17 protein-coding genes are annotated in these 21807 nt (G+C 39.0%); 9 read left to right on the top strand and 8 right to left on the bottom strand.

What is annotated here, in order from left to right; translation table 11 throughout:
* Positions 1-300 precede the first annotated feature (300 nt).
* The 6 genes from DQW11_RS05015 (at position 301) to DQW11_RS04990 (ending at position 8532) form a co-directional block, all read left to right on the top strand.
* Positions 301-1371, top strand: coding sequence for a glycosyltransferase (locus DQW11_RS05015; RefSeq protein WP_113922868.1), 1071 nt, complete (start codon positions 301-303; stop codon positions 1369-1371).
* Positions 1372-1628: 257 nt separating this feature from the next.
* Positions 1629-3023 (top strand): hypothetical protein, encoded by a 1395-nt coding sequence (locus tag DQW11_RS05010; RefSeq protein ID WP_113922867.1) that lies wholly within the window; start codon positions 1629-1631, stop codon positions 3021-3023.
* A 303-nt stretch (positions 3024-3326) separates the two neighbouring features.
* Entirely contained in the window at positions 3327-4280 is a 954-nt protein-coding gene (locus DQW11_RS05005) for a glycosyltransferase (RefSeq protein WP_157966037.1), read from the top strand.
* A 9-nt stretch (positions 4281-4289) separates the two neighbouring features.
* Positions 4290-5363: a DUF354 domain-containing protein gene (locus tag DQW11_RS05000; RefSeq protein ID WP_113922865.1), complete on the top strand. Its 1074-nt coding sequence runs from the start codon at positions 4290-4292 to the stop codon at positions 5361-5363.
* A gap of 5 nt (positions 5364-5368) precedes the next feature.
* Positions 5369-7405: a glucosamine 6-phosphate synthetase gene (locus tag DQW11_RS04995; protein WP_113922864.1), complete on the top strand. Its 2037-nt coding sequence runs from the start codon at positions 5369-5371 to the stop codon at positions 7403-7405.
* Positions 7406-7485: 80 nt separating this feature from the next.
* Positions 7486-8532: a sugar transferase gene (locus tag DQW11_RS04990; protein WP_113922863.1), complete on the top strand. Its 1047-nt coding sequence runs from the start codon at positions 7486-7488 to the stop codon at positions 8530-8532.
* Positions 8533-8823: 291 nt separating this feature from the next.
* Here the strand turns inward: DQW11_RS04990 and DQW11_RS04985 are convergent, their stop codons facing one another.
* The 8 genes from DQW11_RS04985 to pdxA form a co-directional block, all read right to left on the bottom strand.
* Positions 8824-11454: a valine--tRNA ligase gene (locus DQW11_RS04985; RefSeq protein ID WP_113922862.1), complete on the bottom strand. Its 2631-nt coding sequence runs from the start codon at positions 11452-11454 to the stop codon at positions 8824-8826.
* Between the two features lie 188 nt (positions 11455-11642).
* Positions 11643-12992 (bottom strand): acetyl-CoA carboxylase biotin carboxylase subunit, encoded by a 1350-nt coding sequence (gene accC / locus DQW11_RS04980; RefSeq protein WP_113923223.1) that lies wholly within the window; start codon positions 12990-12992, stop codon positions 11643-11645.
* A gap of 26 nt (positions 12993-13018) precedes the next feature.
* A complete protein-coding gene (gene accB, locus DQW11_RS04975) occupies positions 13019-13492 on the bottom strand; it encodes an acetyl-CoA carboxylase biotin carboxyl carrier protein (protein ID WP_113922861.1) in 474 nt (157 codons plus the stop codon).
* Positions 13493-13599: 107 nt separating this feature from the next.
* Positions 13600-14163 carry an elongation factor P gene (gene efp, locus DQW11_RS04970; RefSeq protein WP_113922860.1) on the bottom strand — a complete coding sequence of 188 codons (564 nt, stop codon included), beginning with the start codon at positions 14161-14163 and terminating at the stop codon, positions 13600-13602.
* Between the two features lie 27 nt (positions 14164-14190).
* Positions 14191-15189, bottom strand: coding sequence for a beta-ketoacyl-ACP synthase III (locus tag DQW11_RS04965; protein WP_113922859.1), 999 nt, complete (start codon positions 15187-15189; stop codon positions 14191-14193).
* Between the two features lie 275 nt (positions 15190-15464).
* Positions 15465-15656 (bottom strand): 50S ribosomal protein L32, encoded by a 192-nt coding sequence (rpmF, locus tag DQW11_RS04960; protein ID WP_113922858.1) that lies wholly within the window; start codon positions 15654-15656, stop codon positions 15465-15467.
* Positions 15657-15673: 17 nt separating this feature from the next.
* Positions 15674-16246, bottom strand: a complete 573-nt coding sequence (locus DQW11_RS04955; protein WP_113922857.1) for a YceD family protein — start codon at positions 16244-16246, stop codon at positions 15674-15676.
* A gap of 161 nt (positions 16247-16407) precedes the next feature.
* Complete coding sequence (gene pdxA / locus DQW11_RS04950; protein WP_113922856.1) at positions 16408-17436, bottom strand: 4-hydroxythreonine-4-phosphate dehydrogenase PdxA; 1029 nt, start codon at positions 17434-17436, stop codon at positions 16408-16410.
* A gap of 198 nt (positions 17437-17634) precedes the next feature.
* Here pdxA and rsmA point away from each other — a divergent pair, with 198 nt between their 5' ends.
* The 3 genes from rsmA to DQW11_RS04935 all read left to right on the top strand — a co-directional run bounded on the left by rsmA (position 17635) and on the right by DQW11_RS04935 (position 21776).
* On the top strand, positions 17635-18417 hold the full coding sequence (gene rsmA, locus DQW11_RS04945) for a 16S rRNA (adenine(1518)-N(6)/adenine(1519)-N(6))-dimethyltransferase RsmA (RefSeq protein WP_113922855.1): 783 nt from the start codon (positions 17635-17637) through the stop codon (positions 18415-18417).
* The gene (gene mgtE / locus DQW11_RS04940) at positions 18405-19772 is read left to right on the top strand and encodes a magnesium transporter (RefSeq protein ID WP_113922854.1); all 1368 of its coding nucleotides are present in this window, start codon (positions 18405-18407) and stop codon (positions 19770-19772) included. The genes rsmA and mgtE overlap by 13 nt, the downstream gene beginning before the upstream one ends.
* 96 nt (positions 19773-19868) lie before the next feature.
* Entirely contained in the window at positions 19869-21776 is a 1908-nt protein-coding gene (locus DQW11_RS04935) for a sialate O-acetylesterase (protein ID WP_113922853.1), read from the top strand.
* The last annotated feature ends 31 nt before the right edge of the window (positions 21777-21807 follow it).

Here is a 21807-nt window from a genome sequence, read left to right as displayed (position 1 = left end):
TGAAATTGATAATTTTTCTGGATAAAATCCTTCTTTTTAGATATAATCATTCTGTTTCAAATCTATCAAGGTTTCGATATTTTCTATTATTAAAGAATCTATTGATAAAGAACTGTACATGGAAACAAGTGATTAAAATCCATTAAAAAAGATGATAAGCATTGGCTTGTGTTTTTTCTCCTTAAATTAAGAATCCACCTTATCAAAATATATATTATTGATTGAATTGCAGCGGACATTTACATCTTAATCAACTAATCAAAATATTTTGTAGATTTTTAGTATTTAAATTTTAAGTAAATGAAAAAATTTAAATTAATCTATATTAATAAAAATCAATTTGGATATCATACTGATGCTTACATGCACTGTAAGTATTCAAAAAATTTATTTGAAATTTTATTTATATGTTTTGATAGTGGATACACCAAAGTTGTAGAATGTGGAATAGATGTTGTCTACATAAAGGATAGAAATAATAAAATTATTAATGGGTTATTATTTTCGATGAGTTGTTTTTTTTACCTTCTAATTAACCGTTCTTTTATTTTCATCCAATATTTCCCTGGTTGTTCTTGGATAAAAAGGTTGTTTTTTTGGAAAAATATGATCTTAGATATTAGAAGTGTTTCTATTTCTAATGATGAAGGTTTGAACTTTAAACTTGATCAAAAAATTACAAAAGAGGCAACTTTTTTTAACAAAGTAACAGTAATTACAGAAAAAGTAAGAGGTCATTTAAATCTCCCTCAAAACAAAACTTCAATTTTACCAATTGGTACAAATACTATTTCAAGTATTAATAAAAATTTTAGTGAAGGGTTAAATTTGTTATATGTCGGAACATTAAATAATAGGAACATAAATCAAACCATTGAAGGACTTGTACTATTTAGAAGTAAAAATCCCGATCAATTAATTAAGTATTATGTAGTTGGAGATGGTACAAAACAAGAAATATTTAACATTAAAAATTGTATTTTGGAGAATAATCTAAACGAAACAGTGTTTTTTTTAGGACGCAAGAGACATATCGATATTCAATACCTTTGGGATTGTTGTCAAATTGGAATTTCATATGTACCGATTTCTAAAGCATATAACCTTCAACCCCCTACCAAAACCTTTGAATATTTAAGTGCTGGTATGGCCGTAATTGCTACTAAAACTCAAGAAAATTTGAAGGTTATTAATAATAAATATGGTGTATTAATTGAAGATACTCCATTGAGCTTCTGTCAAGGTTTAGGGAAACTTATTTCTAATCGTGATAATTATAACTCTGATTTGATTAGGGGGTCGGTTGTTAATAACAACTGGGCATTAATAGTTGAAAAGTGTTTTATAAGTTTATTTAGTGTCAATCATTAGTTTTTTAAGTTGATAATTTTTTTGTTTTTCTATTATGGCTACCTCTTGTTTGGGTCGTCTTCATCCCTCTAAAAAAAAAATGTCCTTTTTGTTGATTAACTTTTTTATTAAATGATATTTGGATTCAAACCCTTCTTCGGCAATGAAATTGAATCTTTTGTAACCCTATCAATTGTCAAAAATTTATCTTAATAATTTATAAATAATACCTTTTATTTTTTAAAACAAAATTAATTAAACTTCAAAAAATAAATTTTATGGAGGAAAGTTCTCTAGCAGAGGGTGTGGAAATGTATTTAGGCAATGGTCTATTACCTTTTTATTATTTGCTAGTTGCGCTGAGTATGTTGGCTATTTACATCAAATTTAAACTTGATAAACTAGTTTTATTTTTTATTTTCATTTATTGTGAAGGGCTATTTTCATACATAGGATATGAGTATACATCATTTACCCGAATATATAAATTGGGTTTTTTATTTTTTTCGCTTTACTTGTTTTTAGGTCCTATAATTCAATATAAGTTTAGCCGATATAAATTATCCTATATAATTTTGCTATTATTTTTGGGAGTATTGTTTTCCTTAAATTTCTACATTAATGATCAAGACTTTTTAATTATTTTTAGCCAATTTCAAAAAAAATTAGTTCCCATTATTTTTATCCTTGGTTTCGTCCATTATCCTAAAATCAAATATGAATTTTATATAGATGCCTTGTTATGGATTATAGGTGTCCAATTTATTTTCGCGTTGTTCAAGTTTTTTATTTGGGGATTTGGAGAATCTTTGGTGGGGAGTATTTCTTTTAATGGTGGTGGAGCTAGTAATATTTTACCCATTATAGCCTTCTTTTTAATTTGGGTTAAAAAAGATGGTTTTCTTAGCTATAAAGATTGGTTGTATCTATTAATAGTTTTTAGTGTTTCAATTATTGGGGATAAAAGATCAATAATTTTCATATTTCCAATTTTTGTTATTTTGACTTATGTTTTTTCTCGAAGAATCAATCCGGTTGATTTTCTTAAGGTTTCTATTATTTGCTTTATTTGTGTGTTTGTTGCAGTTAAAATTAACCCAAGTTTAAATCCTGAAAATTCAAGATGGGGGAGTTTTGACCCTAGTTTTTTTTCTGAGTACTTAATGGAATATTCTTTTGGTGATAGTAAAAAAGTTTATCAAACAGATTTGATTCAAGGTCGTGGAGGTGGAAGTTTGGAATTACTAAGTAAATTTCTGCATAATATTAATTTAAAGGATAGCTCTTTTTATATAGGAGACGGTTTTTCTAAAATTGATGTAGATTATGAGAATTTTGATTCTGGTAAATATGGTTTAAAATCCAAAGGAAGTAGCAGCGGTTTTTTTCAAACTTTTATTGCCTATGGTTTTTTTGGAGTTATACTTTTTTTAAGTTTTGGTTTTATGTTGATTAGGTTTAATACCAATAAGATTTTAAAATGGATATTATTTCTGTTTATTTTATGGGACTTCTTTTTCTTTTACTACGTCTCAGTTAACTCTTATTCATTTTCAATTACCATGATTTTTTTAAGCTTATATTCTAATTTGTCAAAAACAAAATATTATATAAGTCTGAGGCATGAGGAGTGGAGGAAAAATTTTGTCTTAACAGCAGGTGTCCATAAATAACAAAGATTTTATTATCTGAAGAATCTTATCAAAATAATCGGTTTGACCCTTAAATTTTTCAATTTCATCAATATATCACAAGAATTATCCTACAAAGTTGAATTCATTTACAACATAATAGTTTAAGTATAGAGTTATCTTTAAGGAATATCTTTTTTACAGCAGGTAAATAGCTTTGAAGAATTTTTAAATTAATCGATTATTTTACCACGCATGTGTAGAAAATCAGACCTTGGCAAAAACGTAAACTTGTGAATTCAAATAATATTTTTGCTGTTGAATTCAAATCTCAAAAAAAAAAGCATGCGTATTTTAATAGTCTGCAAAGCAAATTTTGAGCCCTCTGAATTAAACTTTCAGAAAAATAGAGCTTATATATATGATCAGTTTGTAGGCTTAAAAAAACACATCCACACAGTTGATGTGTTTTTTTTGAGGGGAACAGGAATTTTAAGCTATGTCAAAGGAGCGTTTGAACTCAGGAAATTTTTAAAAAATAGGGAATATGATATTGTTCATGCCCATTATGGATACTGTGGTTTTATAGCGGGTTTAGTGTCAAGATTTCCTGTTGTTGTGACGTATCACGGGACAGACATTAATGAAAAAGTTTCAAATTTAATTTCCTCATTTTCTATTCTTTTTGCAAGTTGGAACATTTTCGTTTCTGAGGAACTTTATCAAAAAGCGTTTAGGAGACCAAAAACAAACTTCTCCATTATTCCCTGCGGAGTCGATTTAGATATTTTCAAACCGATTGATATAGAAAATAAGGAACTGAAAAAGGACTTGGGTAGGAAGAAAATAGAGATTTTATTTTCCTCCGCTTTTTCGAATAAGATTAAAAATTTCCCTCTGGCCAATGAATCATTTTTAATGTTGAATGATTTTGATGCCACCTTGATTGAATTGTCAAATAAAACCCGCAAGGAGGTTGCAGAGATGTTGAACAGATGTGACATCCTACTTCTTACCTCATTCTCGGAAGGCTCGCCTCAAATAATAAAAGAAGCAATGGCTTGTAACTGTCCAATTGTTTCTACCGATGTCGGTGATGTGAAAAAAATCATTGGTCAGACAAAAGGCTGCTTTGTTACAAAGTTTGACAAATATGAAATAGTGGAAAAAATGAGAATTATTTTAGAAAAAGGAGAGCGCTCTGATGGAAGGAAATTTGTGGGAGAGTTTAGCAACCAATTAATCGTTCAAAAAATTTTGGACGTTTACCGACAAGTTCTCTTTATCCCTAGAAGCTAATTCTATTTAATGAAATCCATCCACATCGACATCATTCATCCGGCCAACGTGCATTATTTCAAGCATGCCATAGCAAACTGGAAGGCGATGGGTTTTGAGATTATTATTACTTGCCGAAACAAAGAGATTACTTACGAATTGTTGGGATTGGAGGGTTTGGACTATATCCCAATGGGCAAAAATCCAAAGTCTTCGATTGGTAAGTTCTTGTTTCTTCTGAAATGTGAATGGAATATTTTCAAGCTATACCTTAAGAAAAAACCTGATATAGCTTTAAGCTTTGCGGCTTCCTATGTTGCCCATATGGCTTCTATTTTTGGTTTGCCTCATATTTCTTTCGATGATACAGAGCATGCCAAACTCAATAGGAGGTTGTACTTTCCTTTTACCGACCTCGTACTCAATCCCGAAAGTTACTTACTTGATTTTGGGCAAAAGCAGTATAAATTCAAAGGCCACATGGAGCTTTTTTATCTCAATGAGAAGTACTTTCAACCCGATATGGGGATTTTCAATGAGTTGGGAATTACGGAAAGCGCCCCGTTTATTTTTTTAAGATTTGTCTCTTGGGGAGCCTTTCATGATCAGGGACAAATGGGTTTCTCGGATGACTATAAAATCACTTTGGTCAAAAAGCTCAGTGAGAAATACAAGGTATTTATCTCCTCAGAGGGAGTTTTGCCCTACAAACTTCAACCTTTTTTAATCAAAATAAAGCCAAATAGGATCCACCATGTTTTGTATTTTGCTGACCTTTTTATAGGAGAAGGTGCGACCATGGCATCCGAATGCGCTGCTTTGGGAACCCCTGCCATTTATGTCAATTCACTTGATGCCGGCACTTTGCAAAGGCAGGCTGAGGATGGCTTGATTATCAACAAGCGTTATCAGGAAGGGACTTTGGAAGAAGCCTTTGAAATTTTAAAGGATCCTAGGTTTAAAATCCGATTGAAGGAAAAGATCAAAACCTTAAACAGAGAAAGGTACAATCTCACTGATTTTTTAACTTGGTTGGTCGCTGAATATCCCGATTCCAAGCAAAAACTTCTTTCAGGCGAAATAGATCCAAAATCCTTATTTTAGAGAGTATGTGCGGCATATTTGGACTTTTTGTTAAACCTGAATCCGGAATTTCGGATAAGGATATCAGGAAACTGACTTCAAAACTTGCATTGATGAGTGAGTCGCGCGGAAAGGATTCTTCAGGAATGGCTTTTGTGGACCACTTGGATAAGAAAGTGAAGGTGACAAAAGGAGACATAAGAATTAGAAAACTGCTAGCCACCACCCAGGTCAAATCCTCAATCTCAGATTCTTTGGAGCGGTATAAGAGCAATAAATGCTCTTTTTCGGTTTTTGGGCATGCGAGACTGGTAACCAATGGCTCGCAGTTGCAAACTGAAAACAACCAACCTGTGATCAAAAACGGTAATTTTTTGATCCACAATGGCATCGTTGTCAATGCTGATTCACTTTGGGAAAAATTTCCCGACATGAAACGGGAATTCAAAATAGACTCAGAAGTCATCCTAAGTCTTTTGGATAGTACCATTTCCCAAAACCCGGTTGATTTGGGAAAGGCAATAAAAGAATCCTTATCACAATTGGAAGGGACTTATTCCATCATGGCATTTTTTCCTGGAATTGATACATTCCTTTTTGCCACCAATAATGGCTCCTTATATTTCCTGAGTGACAATAGAAATTATCTGTTTTTTGGATCGGAAATACATTATATGCAAGAACTGTTGGCATTATTCCAAAAAGGAAAATTGGATGATACGGTTTTGATTTCAAAAGTGAATCCAAATCAAGCGTTTTGGTTTGATCCTTTTACAATGGAATTAAAGGAAATTGGAGTGGAGCGAAGTGAGCAAATTGAAGCGAAATCAGAAAACAACCCATCGTATTCAGTTCAGATTTCTTCTATCCAAAACCCTGGGCCTGGAAGTGAAATCGTCATTGAGCCTGAGATAAATTTTAACCGAAATAAAGAAAAGGATCTTTTTGATCTTTTGGAAAATCAGTCGGAAAGGATTGAAAACCTGAAAAGATGTACGAAATGTATTCTGCCAGAAACCTTCCCATTTATCTCATTTGACCATGAAGGGGTATGTAACTATTGTAGGAATTACAAACCAAAATCCCGGCCAAAGAACCTTGATGGTTTGAGGCAACTTATTGAACCTTATCGCAAAAATTCGTCAAAACCTGATTGTATTGTGCCTTTCAGTGGAGGAAGAGACAGTACGTTTGCACTGCACTTTGTCAAGAAGGAGCTTGGTCTAAACCCAATTGCCTTCACCTATGATTGGGGAATGGTCACCGATTTGGCTAGAAGGAATATCTCAAGAGTTTGTTGTAAACTCGGAGTGGAGAATGTGGTCGTCGCTGCGGATATCCAATGGAAGCGTCGAAATATCAGGAAAAATGTAGAGGCTTGGTTGCGAAAACCGGCTTTGGGCATGATTCCACTTTTTATGGCAGGGGACAAATATTTTTTCTATTATACCGACAGGCTCAAAAAACAAACAGGCATCAACTTGAATATTTGGGGAGTCAACCACCTGGAAAACACTGATTTCAAAACAGGTTTTGCAGGATTGAAACCTGAATTCGAAAAAGAGAGGATTTTTTCTCTTTCTATCGCCAACCAATTAAAACTCTTTGGGTTTATCGGAAAAGAAATGCTGTCAAACCCTGCTTACTTTAACCAATCTGTGTTGGATAGCTTGGGTTCATTTGCAGTCAGGTATGTTGCCCCCAAAAGGGATTATTTTCAGCTATTTGATTATTATCCTTGGAATGAAGACGAGGTCAATAATTTGATTTTATCTGAATACAATTGGGAAAAATCCCCGGACACCGATTCAACTTGGAGGATAGGGGATGGGACGGCAGGATTTTATAATTATATCTACTATACGGTTGCAGGGTTTTCTGAGGTTGACACTTTTCGCAGCAACCAAATCAGAGAAGGAATGATCAGCAGGGAAATGGGCTTAAATTTAGTAAAGGCAGAGAACGTCCCCCGTTTTGAAACCATCCGTTGGTACCTAGAAATCATAGGTATAGATTTTCAGGAAGCCATAAAAAAAATCAATGCCATTCCTAAATTGTATTAATGTAATTATCGATAAATTGGGAAGGTGATTTCCATTTTTAAATAATTGGACGTTAGCAGGTTCCATTTCTTTCAAGTAAAATGAGATCAGTCAGTTTAGTAGGAGTAGATTTGTTTCAGAATTCCGGGCATTATTCGGAGGAAAAAATCCCGCATGGCATTCCTGCGGAGGTTTACTTTTTTTTGAAAAATCACTTTCAAAATGATTCACAAAATGCTGAAAATATGGTGAAGGTATTTTTAGAAAAGCAGTATAAATTAAATGACCTACCAAATTCTAACCTCTTTCTTTCTGATGCTAACCAGATACTTTCCTTTGGGGGTTTGTTGATTGGTTTTGTGGAGACGTATGAAAACAGGAAGAATAGGATTTTTCAAAAACATTCCGGCCTTGTTGGCAAAATCCGCTATGCTTGGGATTCTTTGATCTATAGAGTCATCCCCAAGATACCCTTTACCGAAAAAATCTACCATAAAATCACAAACGGAAAGGGAAAACTGATGTCGGGTGTGGAGGCAATCGGTAGGCTGTACGCAGCTGGTTTTGAGTTGATTGAGGAGAAGGAAATTGGGGGATTTATGTATTTCGCTGCGCGGAAAGTAGGTAAGCCCGTCAAAAATACAAATGCCACTTACTGGCCGATAGTCAAATTACCCAGAGTCGGTAAGGGTGGCATTATGTTCAATGTCTACAAGTTACGCACGATGTATCCCTATTCTGAGTTTCTTCAGGATATTGTGTATCAAAAAAACAACCTGACAGAAGGAGGTAAATTCAAGGATGATTTTAGGGTGTCCCGTTTCGGAAAATTGCTCCGGAAAGTCTGGTTGGATGAGGTTCCTATGATTTGGAATCTCCTTCGTGGAGATATCAAGTTGGTGGGAGTCAGACCCCTAAGCAAGCAATATTTTAACCTTTATCATGCCGAACTCAAAGAAAAAAGAATCCAATTCAAGCCGGGATTGATTCCGCCTTATTATGCGGACATGCCAAGTACTTTGGAAGAAATCATGGAATCCGAAATGCGGTATTTGGATGCTTATACCCATTCACCCATTGCCACTGATTTTAGGTATTTTCTCAAAATCCTTAAGAATATTGTTTTTAAAGGAGCTAGGAGCAGGTAGGCAGTTTTCAGTAGACAGTTTTCAGTAGGCAGTCGCAGTATTCAGTAAGCAGTCGCGGTGGTCAGTAATCATTGAAATCAGTCTCTGTAAGCAAGTTGGCAGAAGGTAGTTTTAGGGGAAGTGATCAGTGTTAGTAGCCAATTCGGTACCAATCTTTCAATTTTGAGATCTTCCAATATTCCAATCTGCCCTTAACCTTTAAACTTTTTAACTTCCCCAACTTACTAATTTTTCAATTTTTCAATCTTGCAATTTACAATCCTCCAACCTTTCAATTTTCAAATTCTCCCACTACAACTTCGCCAGCGATTCTTCTAAAGCTTTGATTTTAGATTCAGCATCTGCGAGTTTTTTCCTTTCCACCTCGATCACTTGGGGAGGAGCGCCGGTCACAAATCGCTCATTGCTGAGTTTTTTGAGGACAGTATTCAAAAACCCTTTGGTATATTCCAGCTCTTTTTGAAGCGTTTCTTTTTCTTTTTCAACATCCAGTTTGTCACCCATCGGGATAAAACATTCATCCGACTTCACCACAAAACTCATTGCATTGTCAACTTTTTCGCCAAAAGAAAGCTCAGATAAGTTTGCCAATTTTTTCAAAACGGCTTCGAAATTCCTGTAAAGTTCTTCCTGTTTCGTATTTACAGTTAGGGAAAATGATTCTTTGGGAGATATTCCTTTGGAAGCCCTTGTATTTCTTACCTGCGATACCACTTCAAAAATCTGTGAGGCATCCGCTATCAGTTTTGAATCAAAGCTTTTTGGCTTGGGCCAGGCCGCGATGATCAGTGCTTCTTCTGTTTTCCGATCTTTAATCTGATGCCAAAGTTCCTCGGTCAGGAATGGCATGAATGGATGAAGGATTTTTAGAATATCTTCAAAGAAAGCGATAGTCTTGTCGAAGGTTTTTTGGTCAATCGGCTGCTGAAAGGCAGGTTTGATCATCTCGAGGTACCAAGAGCAGAAGTCGTCCCAAACAAGCTTATAAGTTGCCATCAGTGCATCTGAGATCCTGAACTTCTTGAAGTGTTCCTCGATTTCGGTCAAAGCTTCATTGAACCTGTTTTCAAACCAAATTATAGCTGCCTCATTTTCTTTTCCATCAAGTTTGGGATCTATTTCCCATCCCTGTACCAATCGGTAAGCATTCCATATTTTGTTTGAAAAATTCCTTCCCTGTTCCACCAGTTTTTCATCAAAAGGAAGGTCATTTCCTGCAGGAGAGCTAAACAGCATTCCTGTCCGTACTCCATCAGCGCCAAAGGTTTTGATCAGTTCAAGTGGATCCGGCGAATTACCAAGAGACTTTGACATTTTCCTACCGAGTTTGTCCCGAACGATTCCTGTCAGGTAGACATTACTAAAAGGTTTTTCTCCCGTGTATTCATATCCTGCAATAATCATTCGTGCTACCCAAAAGAAAAGAATTTCGGGCGCTGTAACCAGGTCATTGGTAGGGTAGTAGTATTTCAGGTCTTCATTTTTCTCACCTGTGGTAAATATGTCGGTATCGAAAACCGATATCGGCCAAAGCCAGGAAGAAAACCACGTATCCAGGACATCCTCATCCTGCGTCAATTCATCCAAAGAATAGGAAGTATTGAATTTTTCATTTGCCAATTTCAGGGCTTCCTCTTTTGTTTTGGCAACCACATATTCGCCATTTGGAAGGTAAAATGCAGGTATTTGATGTCCCCACCAGAGTTGGCGTGAGATACACCAATCACGGACATTTTCCATCCAGGAGCGGTACATATTTTTGAATTTGGGAGGATGGAGTTGGATAATGTCATCCATCACCGAGCTAAGGGCAGGTTTGGTAATTTCTTCCATTCTCAAAAACCACTGCAAAGAAAGCTTCGGCTCAATCACCGCGTCAGTCCTCTCAGAGTGACCGACGTTGGATTTGTAATCCTCAATTTTTTCAAGTTGGCCGGCTTCATCCAAAAGCTTGGCAATTTTCTTTCTTGCTATAAATCGGTCTTCACCGATCAGAATCTGGGCTTTTTCATTCAGTGTCCCGTCGTCATTCAGGATATCTATGACAGGTAGTTTGTGTTTGATCCCCAATTCATAATCATTGATGTCATGGGCCGGAGTGACTTTCAGGCAGCCTGTACCAAATTCCATATCAACATAGTCATCCTCGATGATTGGGATAGTTCGGTTGATAAGTGGGATGATGGCTTTTTTTCCTTTTAAGTGTGAGAACCGTGCATCATTGGGATTGATGCAGATAGCCACATCGGCCATGATGGTTTCGGGTCGGGTAGTGGCGATGGTCAGGAATTGATCTTCGGTTCCTTCTATTTTGTATTTGATGTAATACAGCTTTGAGGCAATTTCTTTCATGATCACCTCATCGTCCGAAAGGGCAGTTTTGCCCTGCGGATCCCAATTGACCATGCGGATGCCACGGTAGATTTTTCCTTTTTTGTGCAAATCCACAAAAACCGAAATCACCGCATCACTCAGGTCGGCATCCATGGTGAATTTTGTTCGGTCCCAATCGCAGGAAGCTCCCAATTTCTTCAGTTGTTCTAGGATGATACCGCCATATTTTTCTTTCCACTCCATGGCATACCTGAGGAATTCCTCCCGGGAAATGTTTTTTTTGTCAATGCCTCTTTCCTTTAGCATGGCTACGACTTTGGCTTCCGTTGCGATGGAAGCATGGTCAGTGCCGGGAACCCAACATGCGTTTTTGCCTTCCATTCGGGCCTTTCGGATCAATACATCCTGAATCGTATTGTTGAGCATGTGTCCCATGTGCAGCACTCCGGTTACGTTTGGCGGAGGGATGACAATGGTATATGGCTCTTTGCTGTGGTCTACTTTGGAGGAGAAAAATTTGTTTTCCATCCAATAGGTATACCATTTTGATTCGGTTGCTTCAGGACTGTATTTGGTAGCTAATGACATAATTGATTTTGAGCTTTGTAAAACTTCAAGGCGCAAAATTAACAGAAAAACTTTAGCCATGAGGGATTGATTCCCAATTTGCCGGATAAATGACTCAGTGAATCGTTGAAAATGAATGCAACTTGTAGAAAATAAAAAAACCGAAGGATTACCTCCGGTTTTAATACAAATATGAAAGCTATGAATTATTATTTTTTGATCACTGAAAAATCGAATGTCTCGAGAAACTTGGTGGTATAATTACCATTTCTGAACTCAAAATCATCCAACAAGGCAATATGGAATGGGATGGTGGTCTTGATGCCATCGATTACAAATTCCTCTAAAGCCCTTTTCATCCTTACGATAACTTCATCTCGGGACTGACCGCTGACGATTAGTTTGGCGATCATGGAGTCGTAGTTTGGTGGGATGACATATCCTGCATAGACATGGCTGTCTACCCTGACACCTCTTCCACCCGGCATGTGTAGATTCAAAATTTTGCCTGGGCTCGGTCTGAAACCATTTGCCGGATCTTCGGCATTGATCCTGCATTCCATGGCATAAAGTTTTGGGAAGTAGTTTCTGCCTGAGATTTTTTCACCCGCAGCGACTTTGATCTGTTCTTTGATCAGGTCAAAATCTGTCACTTCCTCCGTAATCGGATGCTCTACCTGGATTCGGGTATTCATTTCCATAAAGTAGAAGTTGCGGTGCTTGTCCACCAAAAACTCCACTGTTCCGGCACCTTCATAGGAAATGGCTTCAGCACCTTTGACGGCTGCTTTTCCCATGGCCTCTCTAAGCTCATCAGTCATGAAAGGAGAAGGTGTTTCTTCCAGCAGTTTCTGATGTCTTCTTTGGATGGAACAGTCTCTTTCGGATAAGTGACATGCCCTTCCCGTACTGTCTCCGACAATCTGGATTTCAATGTGCCTCGGTTCCTCTACGTATTTTTCAAGGTAAAGCGCATCATTTCCAAATGCTGCACCTGATTCTTGGCGGGCATCATCCCATGATTTTTTGAACTCACCTTCATTCCGCACTATCCTCATTCCCCGACCGCCGCCACCGGCAGTAGCCTTCAGGATTACAGGATAGCCCATTTCATTGGCGACTTTGATTCCTTGTTCTATCGAATCCAGCAAACCGTCAGATCCAGGAATAGTCGGTACGCCGGCTTCTCTCATGGTAGCTTTGGCAGTGGCCTTGTCTCCCATTTTATTGATCATTTCAGGGCTGGCACCGATAAACTTGATTCCATACTCCTCACAGATTCTTGAGAATTCAGCATTTTCTGAAAGGAATCCATATCCGGGATGGATGGCATCTGCATTGGTGATTTCTGCAGCTGCGATGATCCTCGGGATATTCAGGTATGACTCCCTGCTTGGGGCAGGTCCGATGCATACTGCTTCATCAGCAAAGCGTACATGAAGGCTGTCCTTGTCTGCTGTGGAATATACAGCGACGGTTTTGATGCCCATCTCCTTACAGGTTCTGATTACCCTAAGGGCGATCTCTCCTCTGTTGGCGATTAATATTTTTTTAAACACAGTCATTCAGGGTTAGTGAAACAAAATCATCCTGCAGGATCAACTAGGAAAAGTGGCTGGTCATATTCCACTGGCGTGGCATTCTCCACCAAAACTTTGACGATCTTACCCGAAATTTCGGATTCGATTTCGTTAAATAGCTTCATGGCTTCGATGATACAAACAGTTTGACCAGCAGATACTGAATCTCCGACAGACACAAAAGGATCTGAATCGGGATTGGAAGTTCTGTAGAATGTTCCGATCATCGGGGACTTTATTTCAACAAGACGGGAAGTATCTTCCTTGGCAGGTGCAGGCGGTGCAGCTACGGCAGCAGGCGCAGCTTGGGGTGCAGGCGCACTTGCAAAAGTAGGAGCAGGTGCAGCTTCAAATTTGACAGCAGGAGCTTCAGAATATTTTTTGATAGAAAGTTTGAACTCTTCTGTTTCTATTTTTACCTCGGCCAAGCCGGAATTTGAGATGAAATCTATTAATTCCTGGATTTCTTTTGCTTTCATGATGTGTCTGTTTTATGAAAACCCTTCTAGATATTTGGGTTCAGGTTTGATATTGTATTAAAACAAATAAGCTATGTAATTTATGCAAATCACATAGCTTATTAAAATTATTTTACTCTTTCTGAATAAGAACCGTCTCTTGTATCCACCTTGATCATAATGTCCTGCTCCACAAACAAGGGCACCATTACGACAGCACCTGTTTCCAGAGTAGCTGGCTTGGAAGCATTGGTTGCGGTATCACCTTTGATGCCTGGTTCGGTGTAAGTTATCATCAACTCCACAAAAGGAGGAAGCTCCACAGAGATAGGTGTTTCCGTTTCGGCATGCACCAAAATATCCACTGTTTGGCCTTCTTTCAGTAGCTTTGGTCTTTCGATAAGTTTTTCTTGGATAGAGATTTGTTCGAAGTTTTCCGTATCCATGAAATTGTAACCCAAATCATCCTGATAAATGAACTGATGAGGTCTCTTTTCCACTCTAGCAGTGGTTACTTTTTCTCCTGCTGTATAAGTTTTGTCCAAAACTTTTCCTGAGGTAAGGCTTTTCAATTTGGTTCTTACAAAAGCGCCACCTTTTCCCGGTTTGACGTGTTGAAAATCCACAATCGTAAAGATGTCGTTATTCATTTCCAGACACAGTCCGGTTTTGAAATCTGCAGTACTTGCCATTATTATATTTTGGTTTTTTGTTATTGGTTATTTGGGGTCGTAGCCCCACTTCAGGTAAATCGAACCCCATGTAAATCCCCCTCCAAAAGCAGCCAAGATGATATTGTCTCCTTTTTTAAGTCTTGATTCATAATCCCACAGACACAAAGGGAGAGTTCCTGCGGTAGTATTTCCGTATTTTTCAATATTTAGCATGACTTTGTCAGGACCGATTCCCATCCTGTTGGCTGTGGCATCGATGATGCGTTTATTTGCCTGATGGGGAACCAACCAAGAAACATCCTCTGCGGTGAGGTTATTTCGCTCCATGATTTCAGCACTGACTTCTGCCATGTTTGTGACTGCAAACTTGAAAACAGAAGCCCCTTCTTGAAATGCATAATGCTCCCGGGCTGCTATGGTTTCCATGGTTGCAGGCTTTCGGCTACCACCGGCTTTCATATGAAGATATGGTGCTCCCGAACCATCAGAATGAAGGAGAGAGTCAATGACTCCCACGTCCTCAGTTGTAGGTTCCAATAAGACAGCGCCGCCACCATCACCAAAGATGATACAGGTAGCCCGGTCTTGGTAATCTATGATTGATGACATTTTATCCGCCCCGATGATGATCACTTTTTTGTGCATGCCGGTTTCGATAAACTGACTACCGATAGTCAGGGCGTACAAAAATCCTGAACAGGCTGCAGAGATGTCAAAACTATAACTGTTGATTGCTCCGACACCGTCAGCAATAATGTTGGCAGTAGCAGGGAAGGGCATGTCAGGGGTTACAGTGGCACAGATGATCAGGTCGATGTCCTCAGGATTGGTATTGGTTTTTTTCAAAAGTCCTTTGACAGCGTTGATACCGATCACAGAAGTCCCTTTGTCCTCACCTTTAAGAATCCTTCTTTCCTTAATCCCTGTCCTTGTGACAATCCACTCGTCATTGGTATCCACCATGGTTTCCAGCTCACGGTTGGTCAAAATATAATCAGGTACCCAACCTTGGACTCCCGTAATGACTGCTCTGGTTTTTTTCATTCAAATTTTGTTTGAAGCCCTAAGGTAGGTTGAATTATCCTAATTCATCAGGCTTTGTTGTGGTATTGGAATTTGTCCTTGAGGAGACTTTCGAATTTCCTTTCAAGGCGACAAAATTATCTAAAATGTGCTTTTCCACCAAAGGTTTTTGGTTTTAGAATAGCGGTAATGACAAATAGACCATTCTGGGCATTTCCGGACAGATTTTACTGCAAATAAAAATCCATCCCGAAACGAATCAGGATGGATTTTATGAAATGGATTTCTCGTATTGCTTATGCAAGAACTTCTTTCTCCATGATCACCTGTCCTTTGTAGTACAGTTTGCCATCAAGCCAAAATGCTCTGTGAGGTAAATGAAATTCGCCTGTGGTAGGGCATTGTGCAAGACCAGGAGCTGTCAACTTATAGTGAGTTCTTCTTTTGTCTCTTCTGGTTTTCGAAATTTTTCGTTTAGGATGTGCCATCTCTATACTATTTTAGATTATTCTTTTTTCTTTAATTTATTTAATATATCCCATCTGGGATCTGCCGGTTTTTCCTGATGACTTTCCTCATCTGAATCATCCGATTCTATTTCTTCTTCTTCATCAGAAAGATAAATGAAGCTTCCTTCCTCTTCAAAATCATCCTCATCTGTCTCATCCAAATAATCCGGATGTATTTTTTTGGCCGGTATAGCCAAAAGGATAAATTCATAAATCAGCTGGGCAACATTGACACTTGGGGTATCTTTGGTTATCATGAAGACGTCTTCACTGATTTCCTGTACCATTGGACCATATTTGTAAATGACCTTCTCAGTCAGTTCCAATGGATGGTCAAATTCCTCCAAACTCCTGTCACAGGTCAATCCCACTGTCCCTCTGATATCAAAATCCACTTCCAAAACAGAAACGGTTTTGTTTACATTGACAGTAACTGTGATATCGGCTCCGTTGACCCAATCCTCAGCTTCGTAATATTTGAAGAACTCATTACCGACTTCAAACGTGATAGAATGCCTTCCATCCTTTAATTTGATAACGTCAATATCGTAGTTTCTTAAGAATTTCACGTACCTCCTGCTATTTCAAGACCGCAAATTTAGGGAAATGCTTTAGAAAAATAAAATTTGGCGGAAAATTATTTTCGAAAGGATGAATGATGAAGGCTAAAGCACGAATTTTCTCATTTTCCCAACAATAATTAATCACCAAATTATTCATTCTCAATTCATTAGCCTTCGCCTTCTTCTTCCCAATTTCCTTTGTGACGAATGATGTCATAGGCTTGCATGATAGCAGCCCTCATCGAACCGTCATCTGCCACGTTTTTGCCTGCGATATTGTAGGCAGTGCCGTGGTCGGGAGAGGTACGGATGACAGGTAGTCCTGCAGTATAGTTGACACCTGATTCAAATGCCTGCGACTTGAATGGTATTAGGCCTTGGTCATGGTACATGGCCAAGATTCCGTCAAATTTCTTTTGATGCATCATCCCAAAAAAACCATCTGCCGAATAGGGACCAAAAACCAAATGGCCTTTGTCTTTGTATTCTTTGATCAAAGGTTTGATGATATTCTCTTCTTCATCTCCCAAAAGACCTTCCTCACCTGCATGGGGATTCAGGCCCAAGACTGCTATTTTTGGCTTGGAAATACCGAAGTCGTCTTTAAGAGACTTCAGCATGATATTGAGCTTGGATTTGATTTTTTCAGTAGTGACGTTTTTGGATACGTCCTTCAGGGGTACATGTCCCGTAACCAATCCAACCCTGATGCCATCGGCTACCAAAAACATCAGACTGTCTTTGCTTCCAAATGCCTCGGTCAGGTATTCGGTGTGTCCCACAAATTTCTTTTCAGGGCTGTTGATGTTGTTTTTGTTCAATGGTGCCGTGACCAGAGCCTCAATTTTGTTGTCTTTGAGGTCTTTGATCGCATGGTCAAGAGCGGCAAGAGCCAATTTGCCGGCTTCATGGGTTTCCATTCCGGGGATTACCTCCGGGCTTTCCTCCAATACGTTGATGACATTTATCTTTTTGTGGTGGACTTCTTCGATGCTTTTTATCTGCATAAAGTTAAAGTCCTCAATGCCGAGGTGTTTTCTATAAAAAGTGAGGGCTTTGCCATGTGCATAGATCACAGGAGTTACCAGTTTGATCAGTCTATTGTCCAAAAGTGCTTTGATGGTAACTTCAGCACCAATGCCATTGATGTCTCCAATACTGATGCCAATGACCGGTTTGTTTTTTCTTTGGTTCATTAAAATTTATCGAATACTGTTGGTTATTGATTTAGATTTATTGTCTTCAAAACTTTGAAATCCTTCTTTTTTTGGGGAAAAGAAATATTGCCAAAGTCATAAAAAACGTCACTCTGCCATTTTAAATAATAGTAGGGCTTTGTGATAATTCTCTTATTTTTGACACGCAATTTAGATAAAATAATTAGAGTATACCGCATGGAAAAGGTCAAACCCAAAAAACACCTTGGACAGCATTTCCTGATAGATTTGGGGATTGCCGAGAATATTGCCAAGGCCATCACGGGCCATGGAGGCATTACCAAAGTCCTCGAAATAGGACCCGGAATGGGGGTGTTGACCGATTTTCTTTTAAAGGAAAAATGGGACCTTTACCTTGTCGATATCGACAGAGAATCGATCAAATATCTCAGGGAGAAATATCCTGATCTTGGAGAAAAAATCATTGAGGCGGATTTTTTGAGAAAGGATTTCGCTACTCTCATGCAGGAACAATATGCCATCATCGGGAATTTTCCTTACAACATTTCTTCGCAAATTCTCTTTAATGTATTGGAGCAAAGAAGTCAAGTGACAGAAGTGGTATGTATGTTGCAAAAGGAAGTGGCACAGCGGATTGCTTCGCCCAAAGGAAACAAAGATTATGGGATACTGTCGGTTTTGTTGCAGGCCTTTTATGACATTGAATACCTTTTTTCTGTACCTCCGGGCGTATTCAATCCCCCTCCAAGGGTCAATTCAGGAGTGATCAGACTCAAAAGAAATACAGTAGAAAAGTTAGCATGCGACGAAAAACTGTTTTTTCGTGTGGTGAAGCAGGGTTTTGGAACAAGAAGGAAGACTTTGAGAAATTGTCTAAAATCATTTGGGCTTTCTGAAGAACTGGCCAAAGATCCTATCATGGACAAAAGAGCTGAGCAGTTGGATGTGCAGGAATTTATCGGATTAACTCAAAAAATACAGGAATCTTGGAACCAATAAAATCATTTGAACTTTCCAAAGAATATCTGGAGAGCCTTCAGGACAGCATTGAAATCCAGAACAATGATTTCATCATAGAGTCATTTGAAGGTGCCAACGTGGCAGATATTGCCTCCCTATTGGACGAACTCAATATGGACGAGGCGATCTATGTTTTGAGGTTGCTACCCTCCACTACAGCAGCTGATATTTTGATTGAATTGGATGAAGATTCTTTGATTCAGGTGATCCGCGAATTGGAACCAACTGAATTGGCGGGACTTATCGATCAGATGGAATCTGATGATGCTGCGGATATCCTCATCCTGATGCCTACCAAAGATAGAGAAGACGTCATCAGCCACCTTCAGGAAAGAGAAAAATCGGCCAATATCCTTGATCTATTACGCTACGACGAAGATTCAGCAGGCGGTTTGATGGCCAAAGAATTTATCAGGGCAAATAAAAACTGGAATGTCGTCCAGACTATTGAGGAAATCAGGCGGCAGGCAGAAAAAGTGGAGAAAATCTATTCCATCTATGTGGTGGACAACAGACAGCACCTGCTTGGTAGGGTCTCTCTCAAAAAAATCATCCTTGCTTCGGCAGATACTAAAATTTCAGACATCTATGAACCTGAGCTCATTTCCATTTCCACACATATGGACGGTGAAGAAGTCGCTGAAATCATGAGAAAGTATGACCTCGAATCCGTTCCCGTGGTCAATGCCAAAAACCGTCTTGTAGGAAGGATCACAGTCGATGATATTTTGGATTTGATCAGAGAACAATCGGATGAGGACATCCAGGCGATGACAGGTATCTCGGCTGATGTGGAAGAATCAGATTCTATTTTCAGGATTTCCAAAGCCCGTTTGCCATGGTTGCTGATCGGGGTTATCGGAGGATTGATGGGAGCCAAAATCATCGGTTTCTTTGAGGTTGGATTGAGCAAATACATTGCTTTGGCTTCCTTTATCCCTTTGGTAGCGGCCACAGGCGGTAATGTCGGGATTCAGTCTTCTTCATTGGTGGTACAGTCTTTGGCTTCCAAATCTGTCTTCGATGACACCCCTTGGCAGCGGTTTGTCAAAGGTCTGCTGATTGCATTGGTCAATGGGGTGGTCTTGGCAGCTTTTGTTTTTTTGGTAGTGGTATTTATCTACCGTTTCGATTCCATTTTTGGCCTTACGATTGGATTGGCGATGTTTTGCGTGGTGCTTTTGTCTTCTTTTATGGGTACAATCACCCCTTTGGTTTTGGACAGGTTTGGCATCAATCCCGCCATTGCCTCCGGGCCTTTTATCACCACTGCCAATGACCTGTTGGGTTTATCGGTTTACTTTGGTGTGGCGATGCTTTTGTTAAAACTGTGATGAAAATTGGTGATTTGAACCAAGGTTTTTCCCAAATTTTCTTGACACAGTTTCTCTGATTAAATAATTTCGTCCGTTCCCAAAAAACCTATTTCTATGTTAAAATCAATTTTCAAAGCCTCGCTCATCATGTTGGCCGTGACTGCATTTTCCTGCCAATCCAATCAACCTCTCAGTGAAGTTTTTATGCCCAAGTTTTTTGGGGACCATATGGTTTTCCAAAGAAACCAGCCTATCAGGGTTTGGGGTGATGGAACACCTGGCCAAAGAGTTGTTGCCAAATTCAACAATCAGGAAAAGGAAACAGAGATCGATGACAATGGTAATTGGATGGTAGAATTTGAGCCAATGCCTGCTTCAGGTCCATTTGTGTTGGATGTCAACGGAAAAATAATCCGGGATATCCAGATCGGTGATGTGTGGGTTGCCGGAGGTCAATCCAATATGGAATGGGTCATGAGTGCCCAGGTGGAAGGTCTTCAGGAAGAAATCGCAGACAGTGATTATCCCCTGATCCGATTTTTCAAAATCCCCCACGATTATGATGCAAAAGAAAAAAGTGACGTCAGGGGAGGAGAGTGGAAATCGGCCAATGCGGACAACCTCATGAATTTCTCTGCCGTAGCATGGTTTTTTGCCAAAAGAAACCACTTAGAAAAGGGTGTTCCCATAGGCATCATTGAAAGCAATTGGGGTGGGACACCTGCCGAAGGTTGGACTGCATCAGAAAAATTGATTGACTTTCCGCCTTATCAGGAGAAAGCAAAAGATGTCCTAGATAGAAATGACTATTGGATCCAAGAAATCATTGACAACAAAGTCAGAGAACTCAAAAGAAATGATTTGGTAGCGGCACCACAAAACGGCGAAATTAAGGGTGTGGTCAATACTAACTTTGATGACAGTGACTGGCAGACCGTGAATCTTCCGGGAGATAATCCTTTCTCGGATATTGCTTGGTTCCGCAAAAAATTTACTGTAACCAATATTGACAATGTCTCTTTGAACCTTGGCGATATCCAACAGATGGCCTATATCTACCTCAATGGAGGAAGGCTTTTACTTAAAGATTATGGTGATGCGGTGAAGGAGTTTACGCTTCCTGCAGGAATGATTGTCAAAGGAGAAAATTTGTTGGCCGTAAGGATAGTCAATACATGGAACAACTCTCCGGTATTGGGAAAAAGCGGTGAGTTTTTTGTCAAATCTGGCGGAAAGAAAATTTCCCTCGAAGGAGAATGGAAATACAATAATAGGATAGAGGAGGAAATTCCAAAAGTGGAATGGTACAATTGGCTTCCCGGAATGATGTACAATGCCATGATTGCACCCATCGTGAAATACCCCATCAAAGGTGTAATATGGTATCAGGGAGAGAGTAATACCGGTGAACATCAACATTACAAGCGGCTATTTAGCACCATGATCCAAAACTGGAGGGAAGCATGGGGTATCGGCGATTTTCCTTTCCTTTTTGTTCAATTGGCCAATTATATGGAAAGGAAAGATGTACAGCCTGGCTCTGATTGGGCATTTTTGAGAGAAGCGCAGACACAGACTTTGGAACTTCCCAATACCGGAATGGCAGTTACCATAGACGTAGGAAATGCGGGGGATATCCATCCAAGAAACAAAAAAGATGTAGGTCTCAGGCTTTGGCAGGCAGCAAAAAAAGTCGCCTACGGGGAAGATGTCATCCATACAGGTCCCATATTTTCTTCTGCAGAAAAGCAAGGTGAAAAAATTATAGTCACGTTTGATTTTGTGGGGGAAGGATTGCAATTGTCCTCCGGAACTGAGGTTAAGGGTTTTATTCTTGCCGGGGAAGATGGACAGTTTGAAGCAGCCAAAGGGAAAATAACTGGAACCAATCAGATAGAGGTAATTAGCTCCAAAGTAAAAAATCCGGTGGAAGTCAGGTATGCATGGGCTGACAATCCTGAAGTGAATTTATACAACAGTCTCAGCCTACCTGCTGTATCCTTTAGACAAAAGATCAATTAATAAATCCTGATCCGATTGGGGAAATCAGGAT

This window comes from Cognataquiflexum aquatile (assembly GCF_003316845.1).
GTDB classification, from domain to species: Bacteria; Bacteroidota; Bacteroidia; order Cytophagales; family Cyclobacteriaceae; genus Cognataquiflexum; species Cognataquiflexum aquatile.
Note: the sequence above shows the minus strand (reverse complement) of the source record. Positions and strands in the feature narration are given on the sequence as shown.